Here is a 9,480-nt window from a genome sequence, read left to right on the forward strand (position 1 = left end):
GAACAGGCGAAATGGCTGGTACTACCAGGGCGCAGAGAGCGAAGTTATCCTAGAGAACTCCGGGCCAGAAGCAGGAAATATCCAGATAAAAAAGTTGCTGGTCACCCTTAAGTGACCAGCATTACGCGAATGCGGCCTTTTTTGTGGCTGAGGAGACGGCTCGCGCTTAGGCGGCGTCTTCGCTCGCTTGCGGCACCGGCAAACGGAAGCTGCGGGTGACGAAGGCCAGGTAGATCAGGCCGATGGCCGCCCAGACCAGGCCCAGCGTCATCGAGCTGGCTTCCAGGTTGATCCACAGTGCGCCGACGGTCAGTGCGCCCATCACCGGCAGGATCAGGTAGTTGAACGTGTCCTTCACGGTGCGGTTCATCTTGTCGCGAATATAGAACTGCGAGATCACCGACAGGTTGACGAAGGTGAAGGCCACCAGCGCACCGAAGTTGATCAGCGCGGTCGCGGTCACCAGGTCAAACGATACCGCGGACAGCGCGATGGCGCCCACCAGCAGCACGTTCAGCGCCGGGGTACGCCACTTCGGATGCACATAGCCGAAGAAGCGGGTCGGGAACACGCCGTCGCGGCCCATCACATACATCAGACGCGAAACGCCCGCGTGCGCCGCCATGCCAGACGCCAATACCGTCACGCAGGAGAACACCAGGATCACCGACTGGAAGAATTTGCCCGCCACGTACAGCATGATTTCAGGCTGCGACGCGTCAGGATCCTTGAAGCGCGAGATGTCCGGGAAGTACAGCTGCACGAAGTAAGACACCACGATAAAGATGATGCCGCCGATCAGCGCCGTCAGGAAGATGGCTTTCGGGATCACTTTTTCCGCGTTTTTGGTCTCTTCGGACAGCGAGCTGATGCCGTCGAAGCCCAGGAACGAGAAGCACAGGATGGTCGCGCCGGTAATCATCGGCACCACGTGGGCGTTATCGGACCAGAACGGGCGGCTGCTGACCAGCGTACCGGCGCCTTCGCCGTGGTAAATGCCGTTGATCACCAGGCCGAGGAACACGATCATGATCGCCACCTGCACCACCACGATGATGGAGTTCAGGTTAGCCACCAGCTTGATGCCGCGCAGGTTGAAAATCGTCATCAACCCGACCAGCACCGCCACGAAGATCCAGGACGGCACGCCCGGGAAGATCGCTTCCAGGTAAATCTTGGCCAGCAAAATGTTAATCATCGGCATGAACAGGTAGTCCAGCAGCGATGACCAACCCACCATAAAGCCGACGTGCGGGCTGATGGCTTTCTGGGCGTAAGTGTAGGCAGAACCGGCGGAAGGGAACTTCTTCACCAGCTTGCCGTAGCTCAGGGCGGTAAACAGGATCGCCAGCAGAGCGAAGGCGTACGCGGTCGCGACGTGACCATCGGTCAGGCCGGATACGATGCCGAAGGTATCGAAGATGGTCATTGGCTGCAGATAAGCCAGGCCCATCATCACGACCGGAACCAAAGTCAGGGTTTTGCGCAGCTGAGTGCGCTGAGCCGGAGCGGCGTTGAGGGTATTATCGGACATTGTTCAGCCCCCCCTTACCTTGAGCCTTGCGGATGGCGGACACGCCAAGACTTAAGGTTGCGGGGAAACTTCGCAACGAGCGACTTAATTCTAAAAGAAGGGGATTGTAAGCTGGATAACGGGTCGAGGAAACCTCGGCTGCTCCATAGTCGCTGCGGCCACAGCGGAAACCGGCGGGCACCGGTGCTAAAGTGAAAAATTGCCCCATCTTTCTAATCCTCATGAGTCACGACCATAAAGTTTTGTTTGATCGTGCACGAAACTATTTATCTATCCGGATCGGTGTCCGGCCTCGCTTGGTGTATGAAACGCTACGTTGGTAAAACTTAATGCAAAAAAAATAACCGACGCTTTCAAAACGTCGGCTATCTGCATTTGAGATATTTTGCACCAGAATGCCTCCGGATGACAAGATCCGGAAGCCCTCAAATACAAATTCTTTTTGTCGATCGAACGGAAAACCAGCCCGGCAGGCGAATTAATCCGCTACCGGCAGGCCGGTCGCCCGCACATACCTCTTACTTTATACGCCCATTCAGGCATTTTTCAACATCCAGTCGATCTCGGTTTCCGTCACCCGCCGTTCAAACTGCAGCAGTTCGTCCGTCTTGCAGGCGTGATACACCTGGGTGAAACGCTCACCCAGATAATGGGTCAGCGCGTGCTGGTGTTCAAACTCGTACAGCGCATCGCTCTGGCGGATCGGCAGCGGCAGCCCCTCCTGCTCAAGCCCGTTGCCGGTCACCGGCTCTGGCAACGGCAACGCGTTGTCCAGCCCGTACAGCATGCCGGCCAGGATCGCCGCCATCACCAGATACGGATTGGCGTCGGCACCGGCCACGCGGTACTCCACCCGGTGGTTCTCCGGTTCGCCGCAGGGAATGCGCAGCGCCACGGTGCGGTTGTTGTGGCCCCAGGCGGCCTGGATCGGCACATACATCCCCGGCTGGAAGCGCCGGTAGGCGTTGACGTTCGGCGCCAGCAGCGCCATCGACGCCGGCATCAGGGTGATCATCCCGGCCAGCGCCTGCTTCAGCAGCGGCGAATCCTCGCCTGCGGCGTCGGCGAACAGGTTATTGCCCGCTCCGTCCTGCATGCTGACATGCACATGCATGCCGCTGCCGGCGTAATCCTCATAGGGTTTGGCCATAAAGGTGGCGTGCATGTCGTGGTTCTCGGCCACCAGCCGCACCAGCCGCTTCAGCGCCAGCGCGTGATCGCAGGCCAGCAAGATATCATCGGTATGGCGCAGGTTGACCTCGAACTGCCCCGGCGACGCCTCCGCCACCGCGCCGTCCGCCGGCAGCCCCTGCAGCTTCGCCAGCGCGTCGATGTCGTTCAGCACCTCGGCGAAATGGTTCAGGTTATCGACGGAATACACCTGGCTTTGGGTGTTGCGCTCCTGGGTGCCGGGCGCGCACGGCGGCTGCAGATCGCCCTCCGCGTCGCGCTGCCGATCGATGAGATAAAACTCCAGCTCTACCGCTGCCACCGGGAACAAGCCGCGCTGTCGCAGCGCCTGCCACACGCGGTTCAGCACATTGCGGGGTTCAACGTCAAAGGGAGTGCCATCTTCATCCAGCATGGTCAGCAGCACCTGGCCGATATGCTCCGGATCGGCGGCCGACGGCGTCAGCGAGCCGGGCACCGGCAGGCATACGCGGTCCGGTTCGCCGAGCTCTTGCCCAAGACCGGTTTCCTCCACCACGTTGCCGAGGATGTCCATGGCGAACACTGACGCGGGGAAGTAGCTGCCTTTTTCCAGTTTTTTCAACCCTGAGACGGGGATACGTTTGCCGCGGAAGGAACCATTGAGATCGGTGAGAAGGATATCGACATACTGCGTGGCGGGATGGCGTTCCAAATAATGAGCAACCTCATTTTGGAACGCGCTACTTCGCCTCTCTTCATGATGCTGTGCAAAATGTTCAACTGCTGCGCTATTGGTTTGCATACGTCACCCGCCATTATGCTCTGAAGGCGCGTTGGCGCCCGTTTGCCGTTCGATTCAACACATGATTGGATTTCTCGCCAGGCCGCGCCGCCGCTGGGCGCTCAAAATAACATCCACACCATGAAACATAGTCTTAACAGAAAGGGTTTGCAAATGTTACAATCCCGTTTGATTATTCGCCACCGGCTGCTAAATTGATAAAATATTGACCGAAAAGGCCTTGCCGCCTTTTTTACGTCAACTATTTCGTCCAGCGCACCGAGAGTGAATATGGGCAATATATTTTCCAAACTTGCCCTAACTACCGATATCATGCAGCTTCGTTATCGCCCAGACAGGCGCCCGATAGCGATATTCATGTCTGCCTGTCGCCCCTATCAGAAGGAAGTACCGCTATGAGCGAAGCCAGCTTGGCACCGGGCAAGCGCCTGTCGCAGATCCGTCAGCAACTGGGTTTGTCGCAGCGCCGGGTCGCCGAACTGTCCGGGTTAACCCACAGTGCGATCAGCACCATCGAACAGGACAAGGTCAGCCCGGCCATCAGCACGCTGCAAAAGCTGCTGAAGGTGTATGGCCTGTCGCTGTCGGAATTCTTTGCCGAACCGGAAGCCGCCGACGAGCCGCGCGTGGTGATCGACGCCGAGGACCTGATTGAGATCGGCAGCCAGGGGGTATCGATGAAGCTGGTGCACAACGGCAGCCCGACGCGCAACCTGGCAATGATGCTGGAAACCTACCAGCCCGGCACCACCACCGGCGAAAAGATCAAGCATCAGGGCGAAGAGATTGGCACCCTGCTGGAAGGCGAGATCGTGCTGACCATCAACGGCCAGAGCTACTGCCTGACCGCCGGTCAGAGTTACGCCATCAACACCGGCATCCCGCACAGCTTCAGCAATACGTCGGCGCGCATCTGCCGCATCGTCAGCGCACACACCCCCACCACCTTCTGACCGCTTCTCGCACCGGCGCAGCCTGACGCGGGTTGCGCCGGTGCCCGCCAACGCGTTTTTCATCGCCGTTATGCCATTTTGTTGGTTGCCAACGGCGTAATCTGTGTTACAACAGAGCGAAGCAGCCATCTAAACATCTAAACGGCCTGATCACTCTATGGTAACCGCAACGCCTTCACGCCTCGAGATGCGCAATATCTCGATCGCCTTCGCCGGCTTCAACGCGCTGCAGGACGTGGACTTCACGCTGCAGGGCGGTTCAATCCATGCGCTGGTCGGCGCCAACGGCGCGGGCAAGTCGACGCTGATGGCGATCCTCTCCGGCGCCCACGATCATTATCGCGGCGAGATCCTGATCGACGGCCAGGCGGTGGCGATCCACTCCCCGCTGCAGGCGCGCCGCCACGGTATTCACGTGGTGCAGCAAGAGGTCGACGTCGCGCTGATCCCCACGCTGTCGGTGGCGGAAAATATCATGCTGGACTGGCTGAACGAGCCGGGCCACTGGCTGAACTGGGCGGAGCTGCACCGCCGCGCCGCGCAGTTGTTGCAGCAATGGGCGCTGCCGCTCAACCCGCTCAGGCGGCTGGCGGACTGCACGCTGGCGGAAAAACAGCAGGTGCTGCTGGCGCGCGCGCTGTCGCACCGCTGCCGTTTTCTGGTGCTCGACGAACCGACTGCGCCGCTCGATCGCGCCGAGAGCGAGCGCCTGTTTAACGTGGTGCGCCGCCTGCAATCCGAAGGCATCGGCATCGTGTTTATTTCCCACCGCATCCACGAACTGAGCGACATTTGCGATCGGCTGACGGTGCTGCGCGACGGCCGGCACGTCAGCGAGGACGCCATGCGCGGGCTGAGCGGCGAGCAGATCGTCGAGAAGATGCTCGGCCATCGGCTGGACGACATTTTCCCGCCGCCGCGCCCGCCGCACGCCGGGCGAACGCTGCTGCAGGTGCAGGGTTTGCACGATCGCCACAAGCTGCGCGACGTTTCGCTGCGGCTGCATGAGGGGGAAATTCTCGGCATCGCCGGGCTGGCCGGGGCGGGCAAAACCGAGCTGTGCAAAGCGCTGTTCGGCGCCAGCGCCGTGCAGCTCGAGCGCGGCGAACTGCGCGGGCAACCCTGGGCGCCGCGCGCGCCGCACCTCTCGGTCGAACAAGGATTGGCGCTGGTGCCGGAAGAGCGCCGCAAAGAAGGCATCTTCATCGATGAGGCGATCCCGATGAACCTGAGCGTCAGCGCCGACGACAGCTTCTCGCGCTGGAGCCTGTTCAGCCGGCGGCAAGAGCTGCGCTGGGCGCGCGAGATCATGCAGCGCCTGAACATTCGCGCCTCGGGCCCGCAACAGCGGCTGGCACGCCTGTCCGGCGGCAATCAACAAAAAGTGGCGATCGGCAAATGGCTGCGCGGCGACGCCGAGGTGCTGATCTTCGATGAACCGACCAAGGGCGTGGACATCAAGGCCAAGCAAGAGCTGTTTGGCCTGATCGACGGCCTGGCGCGCGCCGGCAAAGGCGTGATTTACGCCTCCGGCGAGTTCGCCGAGCTGGTTGGCCTGTGCGATCGCATCTGCGTGCTGTGGGACGGCCGCATCGTGGCAGAGTTGAACGCCGCCGACATCGACGAAGAAACCTTATTGCTCTATTCCACCGGAGGAACCCCTGCGTGAGTAAAGAATTAGCCCTGCGGCCTGCGCTGCCCTGGCGCCAACAGCTGTTCGATTTCCTCTACAAATGGGGCATGTTGCTGACCGTGGCGGCGCTGGTCGCCCTGTTTGGCCTGGCGTCGGACAACTTTCTCGATGCCAACAACATCATCAATATCCTGCGTTCGATCGCCATCGTGACGGTGATCGCCATCGGCGTCTCTCTCTCGCTGTCGGTCGGCGGTTTCGATCTGTCGGTCGGCTCGACCGCCTCGTTGGCCAACGCGCTGGTGATTTCGCTGTTCGTCTGGCACGGGTTCGGCACCACCGGCGCCATCGTGGTAACACTGCTGCTGTGCACGCTGGTCGGCCTGTTCAACGCCCTGCTGATCGTGGTGTTCAGAATTCCCGATATGCTGGCGACGCTGGCCAGCCTGTTCGTGATCCAGGGCGTGGCGATGACCTACAGCTACGGCGGATCCATCACCCAAAACATGGTGCTGCCGAATGGCGACATGGCGGAAGGCCTGATCCCGGAGGTGTTTTCCGCCCTCGGCCAGGTGCCGGTGATCGTGCTGATCATGCTGGCGGTCACCGTGGCGGTGCAGCTGTTCCTGTCGTTGACCAAGCATGGCCGCCGCATGTATGCCATTGGCGGCAACCCCGAAGCGGCGCGTCTGTCGGGCATCCGCACCGTGCGTTACAGGGTTGCCGCTTACGTTATTTCTTCTTGGCTGGCGGCGCTTGGCGGCATTTTGCTGGCGTCACGTATCGGCTCTTCGCAGGTCAACGCCGGCGGCGGTTATCTGATGGACGCGGTGGCGGCGGCCTATATCGGCTTCTCGCTGGCCGGGGCCGGTAAACCCAATGCGCTCGGCACCCTGATCGGCGCGGTGATCCTTGGCGTGCTGCAAAACGGCCTGGTGATGCTGTCGGTGCCCTACTACGCCATGGACATTATCAAAGGCCTGGTGCTGGCGCTGGCGCTGGCCATCACCTATATCCAGAAACGCTGATCCTCCCCGGCGCACGCTCGCTGCGCCGCTTTTCCCTTTAATTCATCCGGTTACCCTTTCCCGTCAGTAGAACAAGCATACAAATGATATGAATTATCATTAGCGTTTACATTCAGTAAAAAATCCTTACAATACCCTCACGCAACGCTGACGAAGCGAAGTATTTCTCAGCGCACGATGAATAATTTCATTAGAAATTCAATTGGTTAATTACTTTCACTTCAATCCAGGAAAGGTTTACCTCATGGAAACGCCACGTTACAGCAAGCTCGCCGCTCTGGTCGTCGCCTCACTCAGCGCCACCGCCGCGCTGGCCGCGCCGCAGAACGACACCCAGGACACCATGGTCGTCACCGCCTCCGGCTTCCAGCAAAAAATTCAGGACTCCGCCGCTTCCATCTCGGTGATCCCGCGCCAGCAAATTGAAGACAAGGCCTATCGCGACGTGACCGACGCACTGAAAGACGTGCCGGGCGTGGTGGTCACCGGCGGCGCCAGCAGCAGCGACATCAGCATCCGCGGCATGTCCTCCAAGTACACGCTGATCCTGGTGGACGGCAAGCGCGTCGACACCCGCGGTACCCGTCCGAACAGCGACAACGCCGGCATCGAACAGGGCTGGCTGCCGCCGATGGAAGCCATCGAACGCATCGAAGTGGTGCGCGGGCCGATGTCTTCGCTGTACGGTTCCGACGCCATGGGCGGCGTGATCAACGTCATCACCCGCAAGACCTCCCGCACCGAGTGGAAAGGCTCGCTGCACGGCGACGCCACCCTTCAGGAAAACCGCGATTCCGGCGATCTGTTCCAGACCAACGCCTACGCCTCCGGCCCGCTGATTGAAGGCCTGCTCGGTGTGCGGGTCAACGGCCTGCTGTCGCGCCGCGCCGAAGATAAAATCACCAACGGTTACAACGAACAGCGCATGCGCAGCGGCACCGCCGTGTTCACCCTGACGCCGGACGAGAAAAACGAATTCGACGTCGAAATCGGCCGCTCGCTGCAGGATCGCAACAGCACGCCGGGCAAATCGGTGGTGGCGGAGCGCTGCAGCAAAGGCAAGTGCAAACCGACCTCTCGCAGCGAAGATCTCTACACGCGCACCAACTACTCGCTGACCCACAACGGTTATTACGACTTCGGTAACTCAACCAGCTACGTTCAGCGGGAAGAGACCAATAACCCGGGCCGCAAGATGAAGATGTACAACACCATCTTCAACACCCAGAACCAGTTCGAGCTGGGTTCCCACATGCTGAACCTCGGCGGCCAATACCGCTATGAGAAACTGGGCGACAGCGGCAACCAGCTGAGCTCGGCGAAAGACGTCAACCAGCTGACGCGCTGGAGCTGGGCGCTGTTCGCCGAAGACGAATGGGCACTGACCAACGACTTCAGCCTGACCAGCGGCATCCGTATGGACCGCGATCAGAACTTCGGCAGCCACTGGTCGCCGCGCATGTACGGCGTCTGGCACCTGACCGAGCAGTGGACGATGAAAGGCGGCGTCTCCGCCGGCTACCGTTCGCCGGATCTGCGCCAATCCTCCGCCAATTGGGGCCAGGTCACCGGCGGCGGCGTGCGCAACGGCATCATCGTCGGCAACCCGGATCTGCAGCCGGAGAAGAGCCTGAGCGAAGAGATCGGCCTGATGTGGGATAGCCTGAAAGGCGTCAACGCCGGCGTGACGGTCTTCAACACCGACTTCAAGAACAAGATCACCGAAGTGCGCCGCTGCGAAGACACGCCGGACTGCAAGATCGGCAACGATGTCTATGACTTTATCAGCGATCGCGTCAACGTCGACAAAGCCAATATGCGCGGCGTAGAGGCCACCTTCGGCTGGCAGATCAACAAAGACTGGAAGTGGAACACCAACTACACCTACACCGCTTCCGAGCAGAAGAGCGGCGAGTTCCAGGGCAAGGCGCTCAACCAGATGCCGAAGCACATGCTCAACACCGTGCTGGACTGGCAGGCCACGCAGGACCTCAGCCTGTGGTCGCGCGTTAACTTCCGCAGCAAAACGTCGGAATACCTGAATCGCACCTCGATGGCCAAGAGTACGCCGTCCTATACCTTCGTCGATGCGGGCCTGAGCTATCAGGCGGCGAAAAATCTGCAGCTGACCGGTGGAGTCTACAACATCCTCGACAAGACCGTGGATTACGATCACTACAACACCACGCTGGACGGCCGCCGTTACACCGTCGGCATGACCTACAACTTCTGATGCCCCCGGGCGCGCGCTTGAACTGCACCCCAAATGTTGGACACATCTGACATTTGGAGGTGCAGCTTTATGAAGTATTCACTGCAAGACAAACTCAATGCCGTCCGGTATTACCTTGCCGGGCTTGGCAGCCAACGGCAGACCG

6 protein-coding genes are annotated in these 9,480 nt (G+C 60.2%); 4 read left to right on the forward strand and 2 right to left on the reverse strand.

Features of this window, described 5'->3' with window-relative positions; genetic code table 11:
* Positions 1 to 166: 166 nt before the first annotated feature.
* A complete protein-coding gene (locus tag M6G53_RS24420; protein ID WP_253335095.1) occupies positions 167 to 1,534 on the reverse strand; it encodes an APC family permease in 1,368 nt (455 codons plus the stop codon).
* Positions 1,535 to 2,069: 535 nt separating this feature from the next.
* A complete protein-coding gene (locus M6G53_RS24425) occupies positions 2,070 to 3,488 on the reverse strand; it encodes a glutamine synthetase family protein (RefSeq protein WP_253335097.1) in 1,419 nt (472 codons plus the stop codon).
* Between the two features lie 395 nt (positions 3,489 to 3,883).
* On the opposite strand from M6G53_RS24425, the gene puuR reads away from it, so the two are divergent.
* From puuR to M6G53_RS24445, 4 genes are all read left to right on the forward strand, one after another.
* Entirely contained in the window at positions 3,884 to 4,441 is a 558-nt protein-coding gene (puuR, locus tag M6G53_RS24430) for an HTH-type transcriptional regulator PuuR (protein ID WP_038877865.1), read from the forward strand.
* Between the two features lie 157 nt (positions 4,442 to 4,598).
* Complete coding sequence (locus M6G53_RS24435) at positions 4,599 to 6,110, forward strand: sugar ABC transporter ATP-binding protein (RefSeq protein ID WP_253335099.1); 1,512 nt, start codon at positions 4,599 to 4,601, stop codon at positions 6,108 to 6,110.
* Positions 6,107 to 7,102 (forward strand): ABC transporter permease, encoded by a 996-nt coding sequence (locus M6G53_RS24440; RefSeq protein ID WP_253335100.1) that lies wholly within the window; start codon positions 6,107 to 6,109, stop codon positions 7,100 to 7,102. The genes M6G53_RS24435 and M6G53_RS24440 overlap by 4 nt, the downstream gene beginning before the upstream one ends.
* A gap of 244 nt (positions 7,103 to 7,346) precedes the next feature.
* The gene (locus M6G53_RS24445; RefSeq protein WP_253335101.1) at positions 7,347 to 9,335 is read left to right on the forward strand and encodes a ligand-gated channel protein; all 1,989 of its coding nucleotides are present in this window, start codon (positions 7,347 to 7,349) and stop codon (positions 9,333 to 9,335) included.
* Positions 9,336 to 9,480: the final 145 nt, after the last annotated feature.

Origin of the sequence: Serratia nevei, from assembly GCF_024160145.1 — a bacterium.
GTDB classification, from domain to species: Bacteria; Pseudomonadota; Gammaproteobacteria; order Enterobacterales; family Enterobacteriaceae; genus Serratia; species Serratia nevei_A.

What these genes read in the sequence shown, in the direction of transcription:
- M6G53_RS24420 (WP_253335095.1), bottom strand. Translation starts at nt 1,534, where the DNA reads ATGTCCGATAATACCCTCAACGCCGCTCCGGCTCAGCGCACTCAGCTG.
- M6G53_RS24425 (WP_253335097.1), bottom strand. Translation starts at nt 3,488, where the DNA reads ATGCAAACCAATAGCGCAGCAGTTGAACATTTTGCACAGCATCATGAA.
- puuR (WP_038877865.1), top strand. Translation starts at nt 3,884, where the DNA reads ATGAGCGAAGCCAGCTTGGCACCGGGCAAGCGCCTGTCGCAGATCCGT.
- M6G53_RS24435 (WP_253335099.1), top strand. Translation starts at nt 4,599, where the DNA reads ATGGTAACCGCAACGCCTTCACGCCTCGAGATGCGCAATATCTCGATC.
- M6G53_RS24445 (WP_253335101.1), top strand. Translation starts at nt 7,347, where the DNA reads ATGGAAACGCCACGTTACAGCAAGCTCGCCGCTCTGGTCGTCGCCTCA.